The sequence below is a fragment of the Nocardia sp. NPDC127579 genome, from assembly GCF_042672005.1.
Lineage (GTDB): Bacteria > Actinomycetota > Actinomycetes > Mycobacteriales > Mycobacteriaceae > Nocardia.
This window is the reverse complement of record NZ_JBHXVZ010000001.1, coordinates 269,112-290,263: the sequence shown is the minus strand read 5'-3', so window position 1 is coordinate 290,263 and position 21,152 is coordinate 269,112. Positions and strand designations below refer to the sequence as shown.

Annotated in this window: 20 protein-coding genes; 12 read left to right on the top strand and 8 right to left on the bottom strand. The window is 69.4% G+C overall.

What is annotated here, in order from left to right; translation table 11 throughout:
* Position 1: 1 nt before the first annotated feature.
* Positions 2–577 carry a sigma-70 family RNA polymerase sigma factor gene (locus ACFVMC_RS01465; RefSeq protein ID WP_379207754.1) on the bottom strand — a complete coding sequence of 192 codons (576 nt, stop codon included), beginning with the start codon at positions 575–577 and terminating at the stop codon, positions 2–4.
* A gap of 342 nt (positions 578–919) precedes the next feature.
* On the bottom strand, positions 920–1,213 hold the full coding sequence (locus ACFVMC_RS01460; protein WP_379205832.1) for a WhiB family transcriptional regulator: 294 nt from the start codon (positions 1,211–1,213) through the stop codon (positions 920–922).
* Positions 1,214–1,922: 709 nt separating this feature from the next.
* On the opposite strand from ACFVMC_RS01460, the gene ACFVMC_RS01455 reads away from it, so the two are divergent.
* The 3 genes from ACFVMC_RS01455 to ACFVMC_RS01445 all read left to right on the top strand — a co-directional run bounded on the left by ACFVMC_RS01455 (position 1,923) and on the right by ACFVMC_RS01445 (position 4,457).
* Complete coding sequence (locus ACFVMC_RS01455) at positions 1,923–2,648, top strand: hypothetical protein (RefSeq protein WP_379205831.1); 726 nt, start codon at positions 1,923–1,925, stop codon at positions 2,646–2,648.
* Positions 2,649–2,785: 137 nt separating this feature from the next.
* The gene (locus ACFVMC_RS01450; RefSeq protein ID WP_379205830.1) at positions 2,786–3,364 is read left to right on the top strand and encodes a sigma-70 family RNA polymerase sigma factor; all 579 of its coding nucleotides are present in this window, start codon (positions 2,786–2,788) and stop codon (positions 3,362–3,364) included.
* Positions 3,357–4,457 (top strand): anti-sigma-D factor RsdA, encoded by a 1,101-nt coding sequence (locus tag ACFVMC_RS01445; RefSeq protein ID WP_379205829.1) that lies wholly within the window; start codon positions 3,357–3,359, stop codon positions 4,455–4,457. Before ACFVMC_RS01450 ends, ACFVMC_RS01445 begins: the two co-directional genes overlap by 8 nt.
* A gap of 96 nt (positions 4,458–4,553) precedes the next feature.
* Here the strand turns inward: ACFVMC_RS01445 and ACFVMC_RS01440 are convergent, their stop codons facing one another.
* Positions 4,554–4,967: a DUF5319 domain-containing protein gene (locus ACFVMC_RS01440; RefSeq protein WP_036533470.1), complete on the bottom strand. Its 414-nt coding sequence runs from the start codon at positions 4,965–4,967 to the stop codon at positions 4,554–4,556.
* Positions 4,968–5,194: 227 nt separating this feature from the next.
* Here ACFVMC_RS01440 and guaB point away from each other — a divergent pair, with 227 nt between their 5' ends.
* Both guaB and ACFVMC_RS01430 read left to right on the top strand, forming a co-directional pair.
* Complete coding sequence (gene guaB / locus ACFVMC_RS01435; RefSeq protein WP_379205828.1) at positions 5,195–6,739, top strand: IMP dehydrogenase; 1,545 nt, start codon at positions 5,195–5,197, stop codon at positions 6,737–6,739.
* Between the two features lie 68 nt (positions 6,740–6,807).
* Positions 6,808–7,968 (top strand): GuaB3 family IMP dehydrogenase-related protein, encoded by a 1,161-nt coding sequence (locus ACFVMC_RS01430; RefSeq protein ID WP_379205827.1) that lies wholly within the window; start codon positions 6,808–6,810, stop codon positions 7,966–7,968.
* On the opposite strand, the gene ACFVMC_RS01425 is transcribed toward ACFVMC_RS01430, so the two are convergent.
* Positions 7,965–8,759, bottom strand: coding sequence for an alpha/beta fold hydrolase (locus tag ACFVMC_RS01425; protein ID WP_379205826.1), 795 nt, complete (start codon positions 8,757–8,759; stop codon positions 7,965–7,967). The genes ACFVMC_RS01430 and ACFVMC_RS01425 overlap by 4 nt on opposite strands.
* Before the next feature lie 112 nt (positions 8,760–8,871).
* Between ACFVMC_RS01425 and guaA the strand changes: the two genes are divergently transcribed.
* Complete coding sequence (guaA, locus tag ACFVMC_RS01420; RefSeq protein ID WP_379205825.1) at positions 8,872–10,485, top strand: glutamine-hydrolyzing GMP synthase; 1,614 nt, start codon at positions 8,872–8,874, stop codon at positions 10,483–10,485.
* Between the two features lie 61 nt (positions 10,486–10,546).
* Here guaA and ACFVMC_RS01415 read toward each other — a convergent pair whose 3' ends face one another.
* Positions 10,547–10,765 (bottom strand): hypothetical protein, encoded by a 219-nt coding sequence (locus ACFVMC_RS01415; RefSeq protein ID WP_379205824.1) that lies wholly within the window; start codon positions 10,763–10,765, stop codon positions 10,547–10,549.
* On the bottom strand, positions 10,758–12,203 hold the full coding sequence (locus tag ACFVMC_RS01410; RefSeq protein WP_379205823.1) for a PspC domain-containing protein: 1,446 nt from the start codon (positions 12,201–12,203) through the stop codon (positions 10,758–10,760). Before ACFVMC_RS01410 ends, ACFVMC_RS01415 begins: the two co-directional genes overlap by 8 nt.
* A 271-nt stretch (positions 12,204–12,474) precedes the next feature.
* Between ACFVMC_RS01410 and ACFVMC_RS01405 the strand changes: the two genes are divergently transcribed.
* Positions 12,475–13,851, top strand: a complete 1,377-nt coding sequence (locus ACFVMC_RS01405; protein ID WP_379205822.1) for a PspC domain-containing protein — start codon at positions 12,475–12,477, stop codon at positions 13,849–13,851.
* Between the two features lie 78 nt (positions 13,852–13,929).
* Positions 13,930–14,565 (top strand): response regulator, encoded by a 636-nt coding sequence (locus ACFVMC_RS01400; RefSeq protein WP_379207752.1) that lies wholly within the window; start codon positions 13,930–13,932, stop codon positions 14,563–14,565.
* A 37-nt stretch (positions 14,566–14,602) separates the two neighbouring features.
* Here the strand turns inward: ACFVMC_RS01400 and ACFVMC_RS01395 are convergent, their stop codons facing one another.
* A complete protein-coding gene (locus ACFVMC_RS01395) occupies positions 14,603–15,751 on the bottom strand; it encodes a protein kinase (RefSeq protein ID WP_379205821.1) in 1,149 nt (382 codons plus the stop codon).
* Between the two features lie 330 nt (positions 15,752–16,081).
* Here ACFVMC_RS01395 and ACFVMC_RS01390 point away from each other — a divergent pair, with 330 nt between their 5' ends.
* Both ACFVMC_RS01390 and ACFVMC_RS01385 read left to right on the top strand, forming a co-directional pair.
* Positions 16,082–16,831: a hypothetical protein gene (locus tag ACFVMC_RS01390; RefSeq protein WP_379205820.1), complete on the top strand. Its 750-nt coding sequence runs from the start codon at positions 16,082–16,084 to the stop codon at positions 16,829–16,831.
* Positions 16,832–16,957: 126 nt separating this feature from the next.
* The gene (locus ACFVMC_RS01385) at positions 16,958–18,535 is read left to right on the top strand and encodes a DNA polymerase Y family protein (RefSeq protein ID WP_379205819.1); all 1,578 of its coding nucleotides are present in this window, start codon (positions 16,958–16,960) and stop codon (positions 18,533–18,535) included.
* Here ACFVMC_RS01385 and ACFVMC_RS01380 read toward each other — a convergent pair.
* The gene (locus ACFVMC_RS01380; protein ID WP_379205818.1) at positions 18,526–19,242 is read right to left on the bottom strand and encodes a class I SAM-dependent DNA methyltransferase; all 717 of its coding nucleotides are present in this window, start codon (positions 19,240–19,242) and stop codon (positions 18,526–18,528) included. The two genes, ACFVMC_RS01385 and ACFVMC_RS01380, sit on opposite strands and share 10 nt — an antisense overlap.
* 140 nt (positions 19,243–19,382) lie before the next feature.
* Between ACFVMC_RS01380 and ACFVMC_RS01375 the strand changes: the two genes are divergently transcribed.
* Positions 19,383–20,174 carry an alpha/beta fold hydrolase gene (locus ACFVMC_RS01375; RefSeq protein WP_379205817.1) on the top strand — a complete coding sequence of 264 codons (792 nt, stop codon included), beginning with the start codon at positions 19,383–19,385 and terminating at the stop codon, positions 20,172–20,174.
* Positions 20,171–21,106 carry a sucrase ferredoxin gene (locus ACFVMC_RS01370; protein ID WP_379205816.1) on the top strand — a complete coding sequence of 312 codons (936 nt, stop codon included), beginning with the start codon at positions 20,171–20,173 and terminating at the stop codon, positions 21,104–21,106. The genes ACFVMC_RS01375 and ACFVMC_RS01370 overlap by 4 nt, the downstream gene beginning before the upstream one ends.
* The last annotated feature ends 46 nt before the right edge of the window (positions 21,107–21,152 follow it).

Below are 21,152 nucleotides of genomic sequence, written 5' to 3'. Positions count from 1 at the left end.
CTCACGTCACCCCCAAACTTTTCTTCAGTCGAGTGAGTCCGTCCCGAATACGGGACTTGACGGTCGGTAACCCTACGCCAAGATGGGTCGCTACCTCTGCATAGGTGCGCCCGCCGTAGTAGGCGAGCGAGATGGCCTCCCGCTGGGTCTCGGTGAGCGTGCTCAGCCCTTGTCGGACAGCCTGCTGTTCGAGCCTGCGTTCCACCTCTTCGGTGACCTCGTCGAACTCGTTGCCGAGCACTCGTATCCCGTAGGCGACTTCGCGCTGAGTATGGGCCTGCTCGGCGCGAACTCGATCGACCGCACGCCGGTGGGCGAGCGTCATCAACCAGGTCACCGCCGACCCCTTGGCGGGATCGAAACTGGCAGCGGTACGCCAGATCTGAAGGTAGACCTCCTGGGTGGTCTCCTCCGCGTACCCCGGGTCATGCAGGACCCGGAGCACCAGACCGAAAACGCGCGCACACGTCCGGTCGTACAGTTCTGCGAAAGCCTCTTGGTCGGACTTGCCGCAACGATGCAAAAGGGCGGCGAGCTCGATGCTTTCGGCTGCGCGGGCCGACACCGCAGAATCCACGCTGGGTGGAACGGCTTCTCTTCGGTACGAGTCGCCTTCTGCGGCCGACGGCCGCGTCGTCACAACGCTCCATTCTGTGTCATCGGTCACCACCGTAGCGGGCCGCTATCGACTCCCTTCCGGTGGGGTCACGGGGAAACCGGCTGCGGCTCAGCGACTTTGCGGTAACTTCCGACACGCCTGGCTGTTCTTGAGGAACACGCCGTGACACACCGATAGCCATCGCGAAACGCCGGGCCGACAACTACGCGATCGTCGTTGCTCGACGATGTTGCAGTGGCCGGTTGTTTGCTAGGCATTCGGCGCGCCGCGCCGTCTGGATGGGAGCGAACTCGGCCGAGCTCACACGGCCAGACGACGCCGATTGCGCCGGGCGTGCATCTCGCGCTCGGTCTCCGACATTCCACCCCAGATGCCGTAGGGCTCGCTCACTTTCAGCGCGTGGCTGCGGCACTGCATGAGCACCGGGCAGCTGCGGCAGATCTCCTTGGCGCGCATCTCGCGCGCGGTGCGGGCGCGACCGCGCTCGCCGTCGGGGTGGAAGAACACCGCGGAGTCCTGTCCGCGGCAGGACCCTCGCATCTGCCAGTCCCAGACATCGGCATTCGGTCCCGGTAGGTGGGTCGGCATTGGCACGGTGAACTCCTCATGACGCGAGCTCGTCAGCATTGTCGAGCAGTTGGTTCTGCAAAGTGGTCGGTGCACGGCCGGGTCGGTGGTGTACCGAGGCTCGCCCATCTCGGTCGCTGCAATTTCGCGCGGCGCCGACCGTGGCGATGAGCTACGTTAGGTCCAGCCGCGAAATTCCGTCAATAGTTCGACGCACCGGTTCGAGAAATCTTCAATGGTGAGATTTAACCTTCCAGCTGTTTACTTCTTACGACGTTGCCGGTAATACTGTTCGGTTGACTAGTTCGCGTTCGGCCTCGGCATGGCCTCTGAACATCACTATCTCCGCTGGTGGGCAAGGCTTTTGCCCCCCTGTGACGCCCGTCTCGAGCGGTAGCTGTACTGTTCGAGCGGTGATCCGAGCCACCCTGACGGCTCGAGCCGGGGGCGATGGAGATGGCCGAAACGGGGCGTTCAGGTTAATTGCGAGAAACGCGTGTGAATATGCGTCGCAGGTACTCGCGCATTGTCCGCGGAGATTTACCTGATAGAAACACGCACGCCGCGGGAAATGCTGAATGTTTGCCAGATCGGCAATCGTGACCGGGTGGCGATGCGTCGTCGCGGTCCGGGATAGGGTTTCGCGGTGCGCGCGCCGGTTTCGTCCCTGGATACTCGTTCTGAAGTCCTCGCTACGGCAGCTTTCGGTGCCACGCCGGGGCATGCCGCTGCCGAGTTGCCGATTGCCTCAGACGGGCTCGATTCTTGGCATCGCGCGGTCGCCCTGGGCGGTCAGGGGTATTACGCGGCGGCCCGAGCCGAACTGCGCCGGCTGCCCGGGCACACCTCCGATCCGGTGCTGCGGTCGCTGGCCGCCAGCACCGAGGGTTCATTTCTCCGTCAACTCGGCTGGCACGCCGCGGCATCCGCCTACGACGGCCGAGCCGCGGCACTCGCGCTGCCACTGGACCCGGCGACCCCGGGCCGCGCCGCGGCCGTCTGCGACGCGCTGACCGGCCTGGCCGCCGACGCGCTCGGTACCGGCCGGCTCGCCCTGGCCGCGCGTCTGCTGCGGCGGACCGAGCAGACGCTGGGCGACGCGGACTGGCGGGCGCGGCTGCGCCGGCACTGGGTCGGCGCGGAAACCGCGCTCGCCGGTGGTGACGCCGCCACCGCCCGCCAGGAGGCCGAACTCGGACTCGAGCTCGCCGTGGCCGCGCCCTCGGTGCGGCACCAGGTGAAATCCCGGCTGCTGTGCGCGGCCGCACAGCTCGCCTCCGGCGAGCCGGATCTCGCCCGCTCGAACGCCGAGCTGGTCGCCGCGCAGTGTCGCGAGCACGGCCTGGTGCCGTTGCGCTGGGCTTGCGCCATGCTGCGTACCGGCCTGTCCGACTCCGCCGCCGCCACCGAAGCGCAGACCTGCGAAAACGTTATTTCCCGTCGTGGCGGGCACTTTCGCTGAGCTCGGTTGACGCCACAACCCACCGTGTTGCCCAGATGGTCGCGGTCTATCGCTATTGTTAGAGCCGTTCCGCCGGTCGGGCGGAAGCGCGGGTCATCTGACCGGTGCCACTTGTAACGCCAGGAATCTCGCTGACGATGACGAACACGGGCGAAGAGTTGGACCTCGCCGTCGCTGCCGCTGCGCAGGGCGACAGGGCCGCTTTAGCTCAGGTACTCGAACTGGTCCGTCCGTTGGTAGTCCGCTACTGCCGTGCACGGATCGGGGCCGCGGAGCGCGGACAGCTCTCCGCCGACGATGTCGCGCAGGAGGTATGTCTGGCCGTGATGACCGCCTTGCCCAGGTATCAAGACCAGGGCCGGCCCTTCATGGCTTTCGTATACGGAATCGCTTCGCACAAGGTCGCCGACGCCCATCGCAACGCCGCCCGTAACAAGGCGGAGGCGATGGCCGAAGTACCAGATGTCATATCCACCGACCACGGTCCGGAACAGCGAGCTCTCGAATCGGAAGCGAGCAGGCAGATGAACCGTCTGCTCGCCACGTTGCCTGAAAAGCATCGGGAGATCCTGGTCCTCCGCTTGGTCATGGGTTTGTCAGCAGAAGAAACCGCAGTCGCCGTGGGCAGTACGGCGGGTGCGATACGAGTCGCCCAGCACAGGGCACTCGCGAAACTCAAGTCTCAAGTGGCGAGGGCAGGTGAAATGTATGGCTAGGGATGGCGAGCGCGGTCGGGGCGACTGGAAGGCGCGACGTGGATCGCGAAACAGCGGTCCCTACGCCGAGGGAAATGGCGGCGAATCCGGCCCGGTGGACATCGCGGCAGTACGCCACGATGACGCGCTGATCGACGCTATCTCCGGCAACGGCCCCGTGCAGACCGACAGTGAGCAGGAATTCCAGCTCGCGACGCTGCTGGCGGACTGGCGCGCGGAACTACTCGCGCCGCCGCTGCCCAGCAGCCCGGATCTGGACGAGGTCGCCGCGGCGGTGAACCAGGAAATCGGCGCGCGAAAAGTGCGCGTCGGCGCCCAGGCAGGCGGGCATTTGCGCCTGGTGCGACCGATACTCGGGACCGCCGCCGCTCTCGCGCTGGTCTTCGGTGGCGTTACCGCTTTCTCCTACAACGCCGAGCCCGGAAATCCGCTGTGGAAGGTCAAAGAGGTCGTGTTCAGCGAACAGGCCCAGACCACCGTGGTGAATCGGGCCGTCGGCCCGATGGGTGAAGCACAGCAGGCGATCGACAAGTCGAATCCGACTCAGGCCGCCGCGCAATTGGGTAAGGCCAAGGATGCTGTCGACCAGGTCAGCGATTCGGGCAAGAAGGCCGAGTTGGATACCGAGTGGAAGCGGCTGGTCAATGAGTTGCGTGTCTCCTCGGCAGAAGGTGCTCGTCTCGCGGCCCTGCTGGACCCGCCCACCGATCCCGCTGATCCCACCGGCAGCACCTCCACCCCGCCCCCGGTGACGAGTATCACTACCGCGCCGGTGACGCCCGGTGGTGAATCCACGACCAAGCCGGATCCGCGTTCGTCGTCGGGCTCCGAGAGCTCGACCACGCCGGAGCCTTCGGCGACACTGCCGACCACGCCGTCCCCGGTGGACGTGGAACCTCCGACGGCACCGACCACGGTGCCGTCGACGGCGGTGCCGACGACGACGATCGTCACCCCGCCCACCCAGGTCACACCCACCGCCGGTGGAGACGTGACGATTCCCACGCAGCCGCAGCAGACGGTGCCGTCGATTCCCGGTACCACCGCGACGTTCACGATTCCGAACGTGCCCAGCCTGCCGGGTACCAACTAGCCGGAAACAATCCAGACAACGACCGCCGACCCGATTGGTCGGCGTTTTGTTGTATTCGGGAGCGCCGCGCTGTGTTCGGGTGTGCGACTGGACCGCTCAGCTGTCGAAACCGTCGAAGCCGTCGCCGTGGAAGGCCTCGTTCATCGAGGCGTCCGCGTAGCCCCGGCAGTAATCCCAGGTGACGTACGCTTCCGGCGTCGGGTCGTAGGCGGGCTCGTGCGGGCGCACCGTACCGTCGACCAGCAGCTGCAACAGGTTGGCGCGCAACATGTCCCAGTCGTGATAGTGATCTTGTCTACAGTCTTCGCAGCTGACCACGAGCCCGCGGATGCCGCGGTGCCCTAGGAGGGCCTCGTAGACCGCGAGATCGGCGAGATCCTCCTCGACCGCGAGGCGCTCGTGGGGATCCAGCGGCTCACCGGGCTCGATGGCATCGAGCGCGGCGGACGGGTCGGAGGGGTCTCCGGCGAAGGGATCCGGCGGCAAGCCAGGTGGTAGATGGTCACGCACACACCCACGGTACGCAGAACAGGGCGGTCTGCGCCAGCTATGTGGCGGGCAAGTTTCTGCGCGGCGCGAACCGCGCCTGCGGGAAGGTCGCGTTTGCTCGGCAGATACCATGGTGGCCAGGCTCCCGGGCTTCGAGCCCGGCGCCGCTGCCGTCCATCCCATCAGTTGTGCGTGACCCCGGTTCACCGGTGTCTCTCGCTTTCGACGTCCAGGAGGGGTCGATCCGAATGAGTAATCCCGTACCGGGCGAACGGCTCGCAGTCCGCCCCCCTACGGGTGGCGACGACCCGAACAAGATCGCCATGCTCGGCCTCACGTTCGACGACGTGCTGCTGCTGCCCGCCGCATCGGATCTCATCCCCAGCTCGGTGGAGACCTCCAGCCAGCTGACCCGGGAGATCCGCCTGCGCACCCCGCTGGTGAGTTCGGCCATGGACACCGTCACCGAGGCCCGCATGGCCATCGCCATGGCGCGCTCCGGCGGCATGGGCGTGCTGCACCGCAATCTCGCCGCCGCCGACCAGGCCGCCCAGGTGGAGACCGTGAAGCGCTCCGAGGCCGGCATGGTGACCGACCCGGTGACCTGCCGTCCGTCCGACACCCTCGCCGAGGTGGACGCCATGTGCGCCCGGTTCCGCATCTCCGGCCTGCCGGTGGTGGACGAGACCGGCGCGCTCGTGGGCATCATCACCAACCGCGATATGCGCTTCGAGGTGGACCAGAACCGCCGCGTTGCCGACGTGATGACCAAGGCGCCGCTGATCACCGCGCAGGAGGGCGTCACCGCCGAGGCCGCGCTGGGTCTGCTGCGCCGCCACAAGATCGAGAAACTGCCCATCGTGGACGGCAACGGCCGCCTGCGCGGGCTGATCACCGTCAAGGACTTCGTCAAGACCGATCAGTACCCCAATGCCACCAAGGACCGCGACGGCCGCCTGCTGGTCGGCGCCGCCATCGGTGTCGGTGAGGACTCCTGGTCGCGCGCCATGACCCTGGCCGACGCCGGCGTCGACGTGCTGATCGTCGATACCGCGCACGGGCATCAGGCCGGCGTGCTGAAGATGGTCACCAAGGTCAAGGCCGAGGTCGGTGAGCGCATCCAGGTGGTCGGCGGCAATGTGGCCACCCGCGCCGGCGCGCTCGCGCTGGTCGAGGCCGGCGCGGACGCGGTGAAGGTGGGTGTGGGCCCCGGCTCGATCTGTACCACCCGGGTGGTCGCCGGTGTCGGCGCGCCGCAGATCACCGCCATCCTCGAGGCCGTCGCCGCCTGCAAGCCGCACGGTGTGCCGGTGATCGCCGACGGCGGCATCCAGTACTCCGGCGATGTGGCCAAGGCCATCGCCGCGGGCGCGTCCACCGTGATGCTCGGCTCGCTGCTCGCGGGCACCGCCGAATCCCCGGGTGAGCTGATCCTGGTGGGCGGCAAGCAGTTCAAGAGCTACCGCGGCATGGGCTCGCTGGGCGCCATGCAGGGCCGCGGGCAGGGCAAGTCCTACTCCAAGGACCGCTACTTCCAGGACGACGTGCTCGCCGAGGACAAACTGGTGCCCGAAGGCATCGAGGGCCGGGTGCCGTTCCGCGGTCCGGTCAGCCAGGTCATCCATCAGCTGGTCGGCGGTCTGCGCGCGGCCATGGGCTACACCGGCTCCGGCTCGATCGAGCACCTGCAGCAAGCGCAGTTCGTGCAGATCACCGCCGCGGGCCTGAAGGAGAGCCACCCGCACGACATCACCATGACCGTCGAGGCGCCGAACTACACCGGCCGCGGCTAGCCGGCTTCGACAGTCCTGCACCGCGCGCGACCACCGGCGCGGCTATCACACACAATCAAGGAGTTCACGTGCGCGACATGGTCGAGATCGGCATGGGCCGGACCGCCCGGCGGACCTACGAGCTGGACGATGTCGACATCGTGCCCTCGCGGCGGACCCGCTCGTCCAAGCAGGTGTCGCTGGGCTGGCAGCTCGACGCCTACCGGTTCGAGATCCCGTTCCTGGCGCATCCGACCGACGCGCTGGTGTCGCCGCAGTTCGCCATCGAGCTCGGCCGGCTCGGCGGGCTCGGTGTGATCAACGGTGAGGGGCTGTGGGCCCGGCACTCCGATGTGGAGACGAAGCTCGAGCAGTTGCTCGACCTCGTCGCCAAGGGCGGGTACGAGCGGGCCATCGCGCTGTTGCAGGAACTGCATGCCGCACCGATGCGCCCGGACCTGCTCGCCGCCGCGGTGGCGCAGGTGCGGGCCGCGGGCGTGACGGTCGCGGTGCGGGTCAGCCCGCAGAACGCGCGGACGCTGACTCCCGCGCTGGTGCAGGCGGGCATCGATCTGCTGGTCGTGCACGGCACCATCATCTCCGCCGAGCACGTCGGCGACGGTGAACCGCTGAATCTCAAGACCTTCATCGCCGAACTGGATGTGCCGGTGGTCGCGGGCGGGGTGAGCGATCACAAGACCGCGCTGCATCTGATGCGTACCGGCGCGGCCGGCGTCATCGTCGGCTACGGCTCCTACCCGGGCGCCACCACCACCGGTGAGGTGCTCGGCATCGGCGTGCCGATGGCCACCGCCATTGCCGATGCCGCCGCCGCGCGCCGCGACTACCTCGACGAGACCGGCGGCCGCTACGTGCATGTCATCGCCGACGGCGATATCGCCACCTCGGGGCAGCTGGCCAAGGCCATCGCGTGCGGCGCCGACGCCGCCATGCTCGGCGTCCCGCTGGCCCTGGCCGCCGAGGCGCCGGGACGCGGCTGGTACTGGCCGTCCTCGGCCGCGCATCCGTCTGTGCCGCGCGGCTCCATGCTGCACGTGGACGATCCGTGGGATCTCGGCGGCGAGGCCACCGAACCCGCCCGCCCGTCGCTGGAGCGCGTGCTCTACGGCCCGTCCGACGATCCGTTCGGTTCGCTGAATCTGGTTGGCGGCCTGCGGCGTTCGATGGCCAAGGCCGGATACTCCGACCTCAAGGAGTTCCAGCGGGTCGGTTTGTCCGTGCGCGCCTAGCGCGCCTGCGTGAGGTGTTCGCGTAGGAATTGCCGGATCGCCCGGTTCACCGGATCCGGATGGGTCACGGTGACGGCGAGCCGCGCTCCGGAGATCTCCACATAGGTGGAGCGGGCGAGCCCGCCTGCCAGGTGCCGGGCACGGTCGTGCGCCATCCCGCTGGCCGTGGCGTGCACAACCAAAGCGGGACAGGTGATTTCGGTCAGGCGCTCGAGGACCGAGTCGCGGGCGAGCAGGCAGCCCGCGGCCACCTCGATGCCCTGGCGGTCGCGGGTCAGCCAGCGTTCGGTCCAGACCTCGCGGTATCCGTTGTCGTCGCCGATCAGCCAGTGCGCCAACTGGTTCACCGCCTGTCGGCGCGATTCCTCGTCGTACCACTGGTCCAGGAATTTCTGTGTCGCCGTGGACTGTTCGCGCGTGGGTCCGTGCGCTTCGGTGCTGATCAGGATGAGTGCGGAAACTCGTTCCGGCGCAATGAGGGCCGCGCGCAGTGCGGTGAATCCGCCCTGCGCGGTGCCGCCGATGACCGCGCGTTCGGCGCCGAGTTGATCCAGGACGGTGAGCGCGTCGCGCGCGGCGGTCCAATAGGTGAACGGCAGCCCCTGATCGGTGGTGCGTCCATGCCCGCGCGCATCCCAGGACACAATGCGGAATTCCGGTGCCAGCGCGGCCATTTGAGACGCGTACATGGTGCGGTCCATGAAGAACTCGTGGGCGAGTAACACCACCGGACCGTCACCGCCGCTGTCCTCGTAGTGGATGTCGGCGTCTATCGCGCTGGCGAATGGCACATAGAGAGAGTAATCAGCTTCGACGCGCGGTAAGTGCCGATTTGCTGGGCTGCTGCTGCCGTAGCGCGTGCCCATTGATCAGTGTCCGGTATCACGGAACTAGACTGAGCCGGTGGCAGAATCCCAGAGACCGGTCCTTGTTGTCGACTTCGGTGCGCAGTATGCCCAGCTGATCGCCCGTAGGGTTCGCGAATCGAGTGTGTACTCCGAGGTGATCCCGCACACCATGTCGGTGGCCGAGATCGCGGCGAAGCGACCGCTGGCGGTGATCCTGTCCGGTGGACCGTCCAGTGTGTACGCCGAGGGCGCGCCGCAGCTGGATCCGGCGCTGTTCGAGTACGACATCCCGGTCTTCGGTATCTGCTACGGCTTCCAGGCCATGGCCCAGGCGCTCGGCGGCACCGTCGCGCATACCGGCACCCGGGAATACGGCCGCACCGACCTGAAGGTCGAGGGCGGTTTGCTGCACGGTGGCCTGCCGGTGCAGCAACCGGTGTGGATGAGCCACGGTGACGCGGTCACCGCTGCCCCGGCCGGGTTCGAGGTCACCGGCACCAGCGCGGGTGCGCCGGTCGCCGCGTTCGAGGACCGGGCCCGGCGCCTGGCCGGTGTGCAGTACCACCCGGAGGTGCTGCACTCGCCGCACGGGCAGCAGGTGCTGAGCCGCTTCCTGCACGAGATCGCCGGGATCAAGGCCACCTGGACTCCCGCCAATATCGCCGAATCGCTGGTCGCGCAGGTGCGTGCGCAGATCGGTGACGGGCACGCCATCTGCGGCCTGTCCGGCGGCGTGGACAGCGCCGTCGCCGCCGCGCTGGTGCAGCGCGCCATCGGTGACCGGCTGACCTGTGTATTCGTCGACCACGGCCTGTTGCGGGCGGGCGAGCGCGAGCAGGTGCAGCAGGATTTCGTCGCCTCCACCGGCGCCAAGCTGGTGACTGTCGACGCGGTCGAGAAGTTCCTCGGCGAGCTGAAGGGCGTCACCGACCCGGAGGAGAAGCGCAAGATCATCGGCCGGGAGTTCATCCGGTCCTTCGAGGAGGCCGTGGCGGGCGTCGTCGCCGAACATTCGCGGGTGGCAGCCGGCCCCGGCGGGGTGGGTGAGCTCAGCGCCGTCGACGGTGCTTCCCCGAAGGTCGAATTCCTGGTGCAGGGCACGCTGTACCCCGATGTCGTGGAATCCGGTGGCGGCACCGGCACCGCGAACATCAAATCGCACCACAATGTCGGCGGCCTGCCCGACGATCTGGAGTTCGATCTGGTCGAGCCGCTGCGGCTGCTGTTCAAGGACGAGGTCCGCGCGGTCGGCCGGGAACTCGGCCTGCCCGAGGAAATCGTTGCGCGCCAGCCGTTCCCGGGCCCCGGCCTGGGTATCCGGATCATCGGCGAGGTCACCTTCGAGCGGCTGGAACTGCTGCGCCAGGCCGATGCCATCGCGCGCGAGGAGCTCACCGCCGCCGGGCTGGACAAGTCCATCTGGCAGTGCCCGGTAGTCCTGCTCGCCGACGTCCGCAGCGTCGGCGTCCAGGGTGACGGCCGCACCTACGGTCACCCGATCGTGCTGCGGCCGGTGTCCAGCGAGGACGCCATGACCGCGGACTGGACGCGCCTGCCCTATGAGGTGCTCGAGCGTATCTCGACCCGGATCACCAATGAGGTGGCCGAGGTCAACCGGGTGGTGCTCGATGTGACCAGCAAGCCACCGGGCACCATCGAATGGGAATGATCTCCCGGTAGACACATGAAAGGCCCGCCTCCCGGGGCGGGCCTTTCGCTATTCGGGTGGTCTAACGGCGTTTGCGGGGCGAGATCACCAGCAGGACGCCGGCGACGATGGCGCCGATCACCAGGGTCCAGCCGATGCTGAATCCGCCACTGGGGTCCCGGAATCCGCCGGGAGCGGCCAGGGCCCAGGCGCTGATCGACAGTGCGAGGAATCCGATGACCAGCATCGGGACGGACGGGCCGCGCTTGCGGCCGGAGTTGGTTTCGGACTGGTCAGCCACGGGTCACCTCCACATCGCCCATGTGCACGTCCACGTTCAGGGTGAGCACCGGTGCGTTCGGATTGTTCGGGCCGGTACGGCCGGTCGGGCAGCTGATGACATCACCCAGGTTCACATCGCAGGTGGTGTCGACGGTCATCGTCTGCGGGAGCAGGACTTTGGCCTCGCCCATCCGCACGGACACGTCCACGGTACGGTTCTCGGTCAGGTTCAGCGAACGCAGATCCAAGGTGCCCGAGCCCATCGATATCTCGTACTCGGTTCGCAGGTCGGCCAGGGAGTTCGGGGCCCAGGTGTGATCGCCCATGGTGGCCCGGTCGAAGTCCACCGGGCCGATCAGGGCGCTCAGCAGGACGAAACCGGCGAGCGGCGCCGTCACCACCAGCAGGCCGTGGCCGCGGCGCAGGAATCCGCCGAGCACCAGGCCGAGCCCGACCACGGCCAGCGCGATGGCGGCGATCCGCCCGGGCGTCATCCATTCCACGCCGGAGATCGCGGCCGCGCCCGCACCGGCGGCGGCCAGGATGGCCAGGCCGATCACGGTGGGGGTGAGCCGGGAGCGGGGCGGGCGGTTCACCGTGGCGATCGGCCGGGCCGGGGCGGGCTCGGGCAGGTCCCAGGCCAGCGGGGCGACGCCGAGCGGGTCCCAGGACGGCGGGGTGACGCCGCCGAACAGGTTGGCGTCGGCGAGGACTCGGCTCGGCGAGGACTCGGCCGGTGCCGGGGGAGTCGGTTCGGGCGGCGAAACCGGTGTTCCCGCAGCCGGACTCGACGTTTCACGCTTGTCCAGTGTCACGGCGGGCTCCGCATCCGTTGCGGGCGCGGGGTTTTCGGCCGGTGGATCCGGCTCGTAGGCGTCCGGCAGTTTGGTGTACGGCGAATACACCGGCATGACATCGGAGTAGTTCCCGGTGGCCGGGAACGCCGCGCCCGGATATCCGGTGGCGGTGAGCCCGGCGCCGCCGAACCCGGGGTCGCTGTCCAGCGCGCTGGTGCCGGTCGGCGGCTGGGGCAGCCGCATATGCAGCATCCACCAGCCCGCCAGCATCAGCGCCAGGCTGATCACCCCGGAGCCGGCCAGGCCCGAGCTGAACGGGCCCAGCGAGCTCACCGCGATACACAGCGCCACGATCAGCACGATGGTCTTGGTGTGCGATTGCGAGCCGTGGCCGCGGCCGAAAAGCCCTTCCGCCCGCGAGGTCTGGTCGCCGGAGGCGCTGAGCAGCAGCCAGCCCAGCAGGTACAGGACGATCCCGGCGCCGCCGAACATCGTCGACACCACGAACGCGACCCGGACCAGCACCGGGTCTATGTCGTACCGCTGGCCGAATCCGGCCGCGACACCGGCGACCGGGCCCTGCCGCGGCAATCGGACGGGGCGGGTCTGCCACATCTGCCGGAGCTGATCGCCGAAGCTCGTTCTCGTCATGACCTCCATGGTGACCGGGTACGCGGCTCGGGCACATCGGGGTGAACCCTGAATCCGTCCCGGTTTCGGACCGCTCGATGCGGTGTGACCTACTACACTCTGTAGTCTTCAAGTCATGGCTTTGTGGATCATCCCCGTTTCCTCCGTTATCAGCTGCGTCGTCATCGCCGGGCTGTTCTCCATCGGATTCCCCAAGGACTGATCCCGCGCGGCCGCCGTGCCGCGAGATCAGGGTGATTCCCGATGCCGCTTGTCACAGCGGCATGCCACTATCGAAGACATGTACCCGCCCATGCCCGCGTTCGATGCTGCCCGTGGCAGCGATCCACGCGGCAGGCCGACACTCGTGGTCCATGCCGGGGTGCCGCAGCCGAAACTGGAGCGGCGCTCGGGCGGGCGGATCGTCGGCGGCGTGGCGGGCGGTATCGCCGACCACCTCGGGGTCGACGCACTCAAGGTGCGAATGGCCTTCGTCCTGTTGTCGGCGCTGGCCGGGGCGGGCATTCTCGCCTACGGGCTGCTGTGGATCTTCACGCCCGGCGGCACCGACGAACTGAAACCCTCCGCCATCGAGCGGCGTCGCTCGATCGGTCTCGCGCTGCTCGGGCTCGGCTTGACCATCGCGGTGTCCTGGCTGATGAACGGCACCGTGGCAGCCAAGGTGATCGTGCCGATCGTCGTGGTCGCGGTCGGCGCCGCGCTGGTCTGGCGCGAGTACGACACCGACGGCCCGCGTTCGCTGCTCGGGCTGCCCGCGCATCCCTCGGTGATCACCTGGGCGCGCATCGTCGCCGGGACCACCATGATCGTGGCCGGTCTCGGTGTCGTCGTGCTGGCCCGGATCGATCTGAGTTCGCTCGGCTCCGCGCTACTGGCCGTGGGGGTCACCCTGATCGGCGCCGGCCTGCTGACGGTCCCGCTGTGGCTGCGCATGATGCGGGCGCTGAATACCGAACGCGCCGCGCGGATTCGCAACGAGGAGCGCGAGGAGATCGCCTCGCACCTGCACGATTCGGTCCTGCAAACACTCGCGCTGATCCAGCGCCAGGCCGCCGACCCGCAGGAGGTGACCAGGCTGGCCCGCAGCCAGGAACGCGAACTGCGCAAGTGGCTGTTCGAGGACTCCGGCCCGGCGGAATCGAGCCTGGCCGCCGCGCTGCGCACCATCGCCGGTGAGGTGGAGGACCAGCACGGGGTGAAGGTGACCCCGGTGACCGTCGGCGATGTCACGATGGACACCGAGGAGAGCGGAAACGGCCTGCCCAAGGAACATTTCACGGCCTTGCTCGGCGCGAGCCGGGAAGCGCTGGTGAACGCGGCCAAGCACGCCGGGGTGCCCGAGATCGACCTGTTCGCCGAGGCCGAGCCGCATCAGGTCAGCGTGTTCGTGCGCGATCGCGGCACCGGGTTCGACGTGCACGCGGTGGCGCAGGATCGACAGGGCGTGGCGAAGTCCATACGCGGGCGGATCGAACGGCGGGGCGGGCAGGTGGAGATCGTGTCGACTCCCGGCCGCGGTACCGAGGTCCGCATCATCATGCCGCGCAGTGACGCGGGCGCGGCCATCGAGCCGGATCCGCAGGAAATACCGGAGTTCGCACCGATCTCCGCCGACGCGCCGACCGCACGGATCGCCCGCCCGGTGCTCGGTGAATAGCCCGCGCGGGCGGGCGGTGTGGTACCGATGAGTGCAGTCCGGTGGGTTGGTCCACGGGTGAGGAGAAGCTAGGTGACGGTGCGGGTTTTTCTCGTCGATGATCATGCTGTGTTCCGGTCCGGTGTGCGGGCGGAGCTGAGCCGCGAGGCCGATATGGAAGTGGTCGGCGAGGCCGGCGGTGTGGCCGAGGCGATCGCCGGGATCAAGGCGAGCACTCCGGACGTGGTGCTGCTGGACGTGCACATGCCCGACGGCGGCGGGGTCGCGGTGCTGCAGGGCATCGAAGCCGGCCCGGTGTGCTTGGCGCTCAGCGTGTCCGACGCCGCCGAGGACGTGATCGCGGTGATCCGCGCGGGCGCGCGCGGGTATGTCACCAAGACCATCTCCGGCGCCGAGCTGGCCGACGGCGTGCGCCGGGTCGCCGGTGGGGACGCGGTGTTCAGCCCGCGGCTGGCCGGTTTCGTCCTCGATTCGTTCACCGGCAAGTCCCCGGTGCCCGAACCGCCGCTGGATCCGGAGCTGGATTCGTTGACGCCCCGTGAGCTCGAGGTGCTGCGGCTGCTCGCCCGCGGCTACACCTACCGCGAAATCGCCGAGAACCTGTTCATCTCGGTGAAGACGGTGGAGACCCACGCCTCCAACGTGCTTCGCAAGACCCAGCAGTCCAATCGCAACGCGTTGACCCGCTGGGCGCACCGCCGCCGGATCGACTAGCCGAATCCATTATCCCGGCAGCTACTTTCGATCGGGATCAGATCAGCGCGATGACGATGGCGATGATCAGCACCAGGCCGACCAGCAGGCCGATGGCGATGGCCAGCGGCGCGTTGCCGGACTGCGGCGGCCGCTGGCCGATGGTGTTGCGCGGACCGGCCGCACGCTGCGCGCTCGCCGCCGGCGTGGCGGTCTGCTGCTGCGGGCGGTGCGGGCGCGGCAGCGGCGCCGGGTGTGTGCTGCGTACCCCGGACGCGGAATTGCGGGTGGCCCAGGCCGGGATGGTGCCGTCCTCGGTGCGCACGGGCGCGCCGAGGATGTAGGGCCCGGTGCCGGGGCCGAAAGCGGCGGTGAGGATTTCGTCGCGGGCCTCGGCCATGGTGGGGCGGCGCTGCGGCGCCGGTTCCATCATGTGTAGCAGCGCGCTGGTGAGCACGCCGCAGTTCTGCGGCGGAATGATCTGTGCCATGGCGGCCCGCTCGACCAGCACGGCGTCGTCGTCCAGGCCGAACGGCGGTTGGCCTTCGAGCGCGGTGTACAGCGTGGCGCCGAGGGAGAACACATCGCTGGCCTCGGTCGGCCGGGCGCCGCGGGCCACCTCTGGCGGGAGGTAGGCGGGGGTGCCGGTGATCATGCCTTCGGGTTCGTCGGACAGATCGCCCGCACCGCGGGAGATGCCGAAGTCGCTGAGCTTGGCCATGCCGATGCCTTCGCCGCGGTCGGCCACCAGGATATTGCCGGGCTTGATGTCGCGGTGGGTGATGCCGACCGCGTGCGCGGCGGCCAGCGCGTCGGCGACCTGCGCGCCCATCTGTGCCACCTCGATCACCGGCAGCGTGTCGAAGACCGACATCGCCTTGGCCACGCTGCGCGAGGGCAGGTGTTCCATCACCAGCCAGGGTTCGCCGGCCTCGAGCACCACGTCGTAGACGGCGATGGCGTGCTCGTGGGATAACTTCGCCGCGACCCGGCCCTCGTGCATGATCTGGTTGCGGATCTCGGTGGCCTGACGCTCGTCGAGGCCGGACGTGGAGAGCACCTGTTTGATTGCGACGTCGCGGTCGAGCAGCCGGTCGCGTGCCAGCCAGACCGCGCCCATGCCACCGCCGCCGACTTTCGACTGGAGGCGGTAGCGGCCTGCGACCAGATAGTCGGGGCCGACGATGGGTCGGGGGCGCTCGATCATGCAGTGCAGGGTAGCCGACGCGGCGAATTCCTTCCCGGTCGAACCGTGATAAGGCGAAACGTGCCAAACGATTTCGATAACAACCGACCAGTCCCGTGAGCTGCACCGCGACCGCGAAGTCCTGAGCTCGAACAACGGTGTGGTAACCGAACCGCGCGGTGCGCTTGACGTGATGCCGGGGGCGGGCTTCTACTGGATTCGTATCGAACGTATATTCGATACGAATCGATAGCTGGATCGGTGCTGGCTGGTCTGCTCGCTTCGCCGGTAGCTGCGGGGCTCCGCCCCTTTGATCTCCGGCCGGGGCATCGCGGGAAGTAGGTGTTGGTGATGAGTTCGGACGGACGCGTGGGGGCGACACAACAACAGATGCTGGCCGAGCTCCGCAGGAAGATGGCCGCCGTGCCCGGGCGCGGCGAGTCCGCCGTCGAGCGGGTGCCGGACGCTGCCGGGTCGGGGCGGGAGGTGTTGCCCGTGCCCGCCGCACTCGCGGCATTGCTTCCGGATGGCGGCCTGGCCAAGGGGTCGGTGATCGCCTACACGGGTGCCCGCTCGCTGCTCGCGGGGATGCTCGCGGCCGTCACGGCGGCCGGTGGCCATGCCGCCGTGGTCGGTGTGCCTCGCTTCGGCCTGCTCGCCGCGGCGGAGATGGGCGCCGATCTGGAGCGCCTGGCCGTGGTCGCCGATCCCGGGCCCGACCCACTCGAGATTGCTTCGGTGTTGCTGGATGGTCTGGATCTGGTGGTGCTCGGCCTCGACGGCGGCTCCGTCGCGCCTGCTCGCGCCCGGGTGCTCGCCGCTCGCGCCCGCAACAAGGGCGCCACCCTGGTGGTCGCCGACGGCGCCTGGCCCCACCCGGCCCTGCGCATCGACGCCCGCATCGCCGGTTATGTCGGCCTCGGCACCGGTCACGGCCGCCTGCACTCCCTGACCCTGGAGGTCGAGGTGCGCGGCAAGGCCGGTGTTCCCGGTCGCGGCCACCTCGACCTCCGCCCCACCGCCGACCGCGTCCGCTGGTTCACCCGCCCCGCCGACTCCGGCGACACCGAGCTGTTCCGAGCCCGGGGTGCGGCCTCGTGAACCGGCTACCGGTAGATCGTGTGCGCCAAGCGAATTCGCTCGCACCGGGGAGTCGCACGAACAGGCTGTTCATCGGATCGGCAGGGTATGCTCCCGGCACCGTTCGGCCGGTATGCGATCGACAGCGTGAGTAGCCCGGTTACCGATGCCGGGCGGGTGGTGGCGGTGTGGTGCCCGGACTGGCCCGCGGTGGCGGCCGCTGCGGTGGCGGAACTGCCCGCGACCCGGCCCGTCGCGGTGCTGTTCGGGAATCGGGTGGTGGCGAGTTCGGCGACGGCGCGGGCCGAGGGGGTGCGGCGCGGGCTGCGCCGCCGGGAAGCCCAGGCGCGCTGCCCGGAACTGTTTCTGGCGCAGGCGGATCCGGATCGGGACGCGCGCCTGTTCGAACCGGTGGTGGCCGCCGTGGACGAAACGGTGCCCGGGGTGGAGGTCCTGCGGCCGGGACTGCTGGTGCTCGGCGCGCGCGGGGCCGCGCGGTTCTTCGGATCCGAGGCGGCGGCGGCGGAGCGGCTGGTCGACGCGGTGGCCGCGGTCGGGGCCGAAGCCCAGATCGGGATCGCCGACGAGCTGTCCACCGCGGTGATCGCGGCCAGACGCGCCGCACTCGTCGCGCCCGGCGCGGGCGCGGTTTTCCTGGCGCCGCTGCCCATCGGTGAGCTCGCCGCCGAACCGAGCCTGGCCGCGCCGGAACGTGGTGAACTGGTCGACCTGTTGCACCGCTTGGGATTACGCCGTATCGGCGACTTCGCCGCGCTGCCCCCGGCCGATGTCGCCTCACGGTTCGGCGGCGACGCGGTCCTGGCGCACCGCTGTGCCCGTGCGGTCCCGGAACGCCCACCGTCCGCGCGTCGCCCGCCACCGGAACTGAGCGTGGAATACCACTGCGATCCGCCCATCGACCGCGTCGACGCCGCCGCGTTCGCCGGCCGCATGCTCGCGGCCCGGCTGCATGCCGCGCTGCTGGCCGCGTCGCTGTCCTGCACCCGCCTGTCGGTCGTCGCCGAAACCGAAGCGGGCGAACAGCTCTCCCGCATCTGGCGCTGCGCGGCACCGCTGACCCCGGCGAGCACCGCCGATCGGGTGCGCTGGCAGCTGGACGGCTGGCTGACCCGCCGTGACCGTCCCACCGCGCCCATCATCCGGTTGCGCCTCGAACCGGTCGAGACGGCTCGTTCGGGTGCGTTGCAACTCGGCCTGTGGGGCGGGGTCGGCGCGGATACCGAACGCGCCCGCCGCGCCCTGATCCGCGTGCAGGGCCTGCTCGGCGGCGAGGCGGTGCGGTTCGGCGTGCTCAGCGGCGGTCGCGGGCCCGCCGAACGGATCACCATGGTGGTGCTCGGCGACGAACCCGTTCCGGCCGCCGACCCCGAGCAGCCCTGGCCGGGCAGCCTCCCGCGACCGGCGCCGGCCGTGCTCCTGCTGAACCGCCCGGCGGTGCTGCTGCACACGGCCGACGGCGACCCGGTCCGGATCACCGCGCGCGGCCTGTTCGCCGCCCCGCCGGCCCGGCTCACCTGGGGCCGCCGCGGCTGGTCGCTGTCCGGCTGGGCCGGACCCTGGCCCCTCGACGAACTCTGGTGGACACCCGGGGCCGCGGCGACCGCCCGCGCCCAGGTCCAGCTCGACGGCGCGCCCGCCGACACCCGGGTGCTACTGCTGCTCTATCGGGCCGGAATCTGGCATGCCGAAGGCATTTACGACTGAGCGCCCGGCTCGGGGCGGGACCAGACCATGGCGACGCTGAACGGATGCCCGCGCAGGTCGGTCCATTTGGGTTTGGCGGCCAGCCAGGTGTCGTCCACCACGGATTCGGTGATCTCGGTCAGCGCCCAGCCCGCGTTCAGGGCGGCCGTGATGTGCTCGCTGAGCAGATGCAGGTGGGTGCTGATCGCCACCGGTTCCCCCGCGTCCGGGGTGTAGTGCGTCGGCATGCCGGTCACCATGATGAACTGCGGGTGGAAGCTGACCATGACGCAGCTGCCGCCGGGCGCGGCCAGCCGCGCGGCCTCGGTGTAGAACGGTTCCAGATCGGGCAGGTGCTCATCGATCAGTGACGCGATCACCAGGTCGTAACTCCCGCTCGCGAGCCCGGTTTCGCGGACGTCCGCCTGGGTGAGCGAGGCGTGCGCGCCGCGTTCCCGGGCGCGTTCCAGCATGCCCGCGCTGAGGTCGACGCCGTCGATGCGCCGCACGCCCTGCCGCCGCAGCCAAGCCCCGGTCCGTCCGGTACCGCAGCCGAGGTCCGCGACCCGCCGCAACTGTGCCCAGCGCGGTCGGCGCAGCCGGTCCAGCAGGGCCAGATCCATGATGTCGAGCACAGTCCGCTCGTAGGTCGGCGCCCAGCCGTCGTATCCGGCGGCCACGTCCACGGTCGGATAGTTGCGTCGATCGAAATCCGCGAAAGTCGGCATGCCCGGGAGTATTTCGCGGATGGCCGATCCGCGCCACGGGTTTGTGGCCCGGAAATCGCACCGGCCAGGGGCGGCGCCGGCCTGTGACGCTGGACAAATCCCCGCCACCGAGCAGATAACTGTCCGTATCCTCGATCCTCGTGGATACGACTCGGAATGTGACGCTGGGGGGACTGCGGATCGCCTATCGCGATTCCGGCGGGCCCGGCGCACGTCCGGACGACGTGCCGGTCGTGCTGGTGCACGGCATGGGTGGCGACGGTTACACCTGGGACCGGTTCGCCCGCCGCTTGCGCCACGCCGGACGCCGGGTGATCATTCCGGATCTGCGCGGTCACGGCCGCAGTGCCCACTCCGATTCCTACCTGTTCGGCGACTTCGGAGCCGATGTCGTTCGTCTGCTCGACCGGCTCGAGATCTCCTCGGCCGATCTGGTCGGTCATTCGCTGGGCGGCTACGCGGTGTCCTGTGTCGCCCAGGAGCGACCGGGGCTGGTGCGGCGGCTGGTCATGGAGGAGTGCCCGCTGCCGCTGCGCTCCGGCGACGAACAGCAGACCCTGACGCGCCGCTTCCCGACCGTGCCGGAGCTGTGGCACGCCGGCACCAGCCTGATCCGGCATCCGCGGGCGGTGCTGGCCTTCGATCGCGGCATGACGCGGACGGCGCTGGAACAGTTCCGCAAGCCGAATCCGGAATGGTGGGAGCGGCTGGCCGACATCACCGCGCCCACCCTGGTGCTGCGCGGCGGGCCGGGCGGCATGGTGGATCCGGCGAAGCTGGCCGTGCTGAGCGCGGCCATGCCGGACTGCACGGTCGTGGATTTCACCTGCGGGCACAGCATCCATCGCGATCGGTACCGGGAGTTCGAGCGCGCGGTGCTGCCGTTCCTGAGCCGGTCGGTGCTGGACGGTCCGGTCGACGTGCCGGCATGAGCGCGGCCGAATCTGCGAGCGCCACCGTGAGTTTCGAGGGTTTGACCTGTTCCGCCGCCGCGCTCGGGGTTCCGCTGCCCGGTAGCGCGACCCGGGTCGGCGGCTGGTTGTGTGTCGAGCAGCCGGGAGCTTGGGGCCGCGATGTGCTCGGTGACGCCGTGCTCGGCCCGGAGCTCACGCCCGAGCTGGCGGCCCGCACCGCCGCCGCCGGGGTGCGCCCGACGTTGATCCGCCGCCCCGGTCGCGCCGAGTTCACCGGCACGCGGACGGTGTTGCTCGCCAGTTCGCACCCCGGGAACTTCTGGTGTGAACGCCTGGCGATCACCGATCCGAAGCAGCTGCTCGACCTCGACCTCAGTCTGCTCAACGGTCCGCCGCCGGGACTCGGTGTGCGCGTGCAGAATCCGGTGATCCTGGTCTGCGCGCACGGTAAACGCGATCAGTGCTGTGCGCGTCTGGGCCGCCCGATCGCGGCGAATCTGGCCGCCGCCTATCCCGACCGGGTGTGGGAGTGCTCGCACACCGGCGGCCACCGCTTCGCGCCCGCCATGGTGCTGCTGCCCACTGGTCTCACCTACGGCCGCGTCGATACCGAATCCGCTACGGCGGCGGTCGAAGCCGTTCACCGCGGGGCCCTGTCACCGACCGGTTTCCGCGGCCGAAGCCATCAGTCCCCGATCGAGCAGGTCGCGGAAATCGCTGTCCGGGAACAGATCCCGGCCGCGCTGGACGATCTCACCGTCGACGTCGAATCCGCCTCCGGCCCTTCCGATCCCACCCGTGCGGGCGTCGCGCTCGTCACCCACCGCGACGGCCGCCGCTGGCGGGTCATCGTCCGTACGGTCGGATTCGCTCCGCGCCAGGCCAGTTGCGGCGCCGCCCCCAAGCCCGCTACGGCCCTGGTCGCCGACCGGATCCAGCCGCTGCCCTGATCCGAATTCGAGCCGGCCGCGGCATCGTTCCATCTCTTGACATTCC

Bases quoted from the DNA above. Each gene is read 5' to 3' on its own strand.
- ACFVMC_RS01450 (WP_379205830.1), top strand. From the start codon at position 2,786: ATGACGAACACGGGCGAAGAGTTGGACCTCGCCGTCGCTGCCGCTGCG.
- ACFVMC_RS01445 (WP_379205829.1), top strand. From the start codon at position 3,357: ATGGCTAGGGATGGCGAGCGCGGTCGGGGCGACTGGAAGGCGCGACGT.
- guaB (WP_379205828.1), top strand. From the start codon at position 5,195: ATGAGTAATCCCGTACCGGGCGAACGGCTCGCAGTCCGCCCCCCTACG.
- ACFVMC_RS01410 (WP_379205823.1), bottom strand. From the start codon at position 12,203: ATGGAGGTCATGACGAGAACGAGCTTCGGCGATCAGCTCCGGCAGATG.
- ACFVMC_RS01405 (WP_379205822.1), top strand. From the start codon at position 12,475: ATGTACCCGCCCATGCCCGCGTTCGATGCTGCCCGTGGCAGCGATCCA.
- ACFVMC_RS01395 (WP_379205821.1), bottom strand. From the start codon at position 15,751: ATGATCGAGCGCCCCCGACCCATCGTCGGCCCCGACTATCTGGTCGCA.
- ACFVMC_RS01390 (WP_379205820.1), top strand. From the start codon at position 16,082: ATGAGTTCGGACGGACGCGTGGGGGCGACACAACAACAGATGCTGGCC.
- ACFVMC_RS01380 (WP_379205818.1), bottom strand. From the start codon at position 19,242: ATGCCGACTTTCGCGGATTTCGATCGACGCAACTATCCGACCGTGGAC.
- ACFVMC_RS01370 (WP_379205816.1), top strand. From the start codon at position 20,171: ATGAGCGCGGCCGAATCTGCGAGCGCCACCGTGAGTTTCGAGGGTTTG.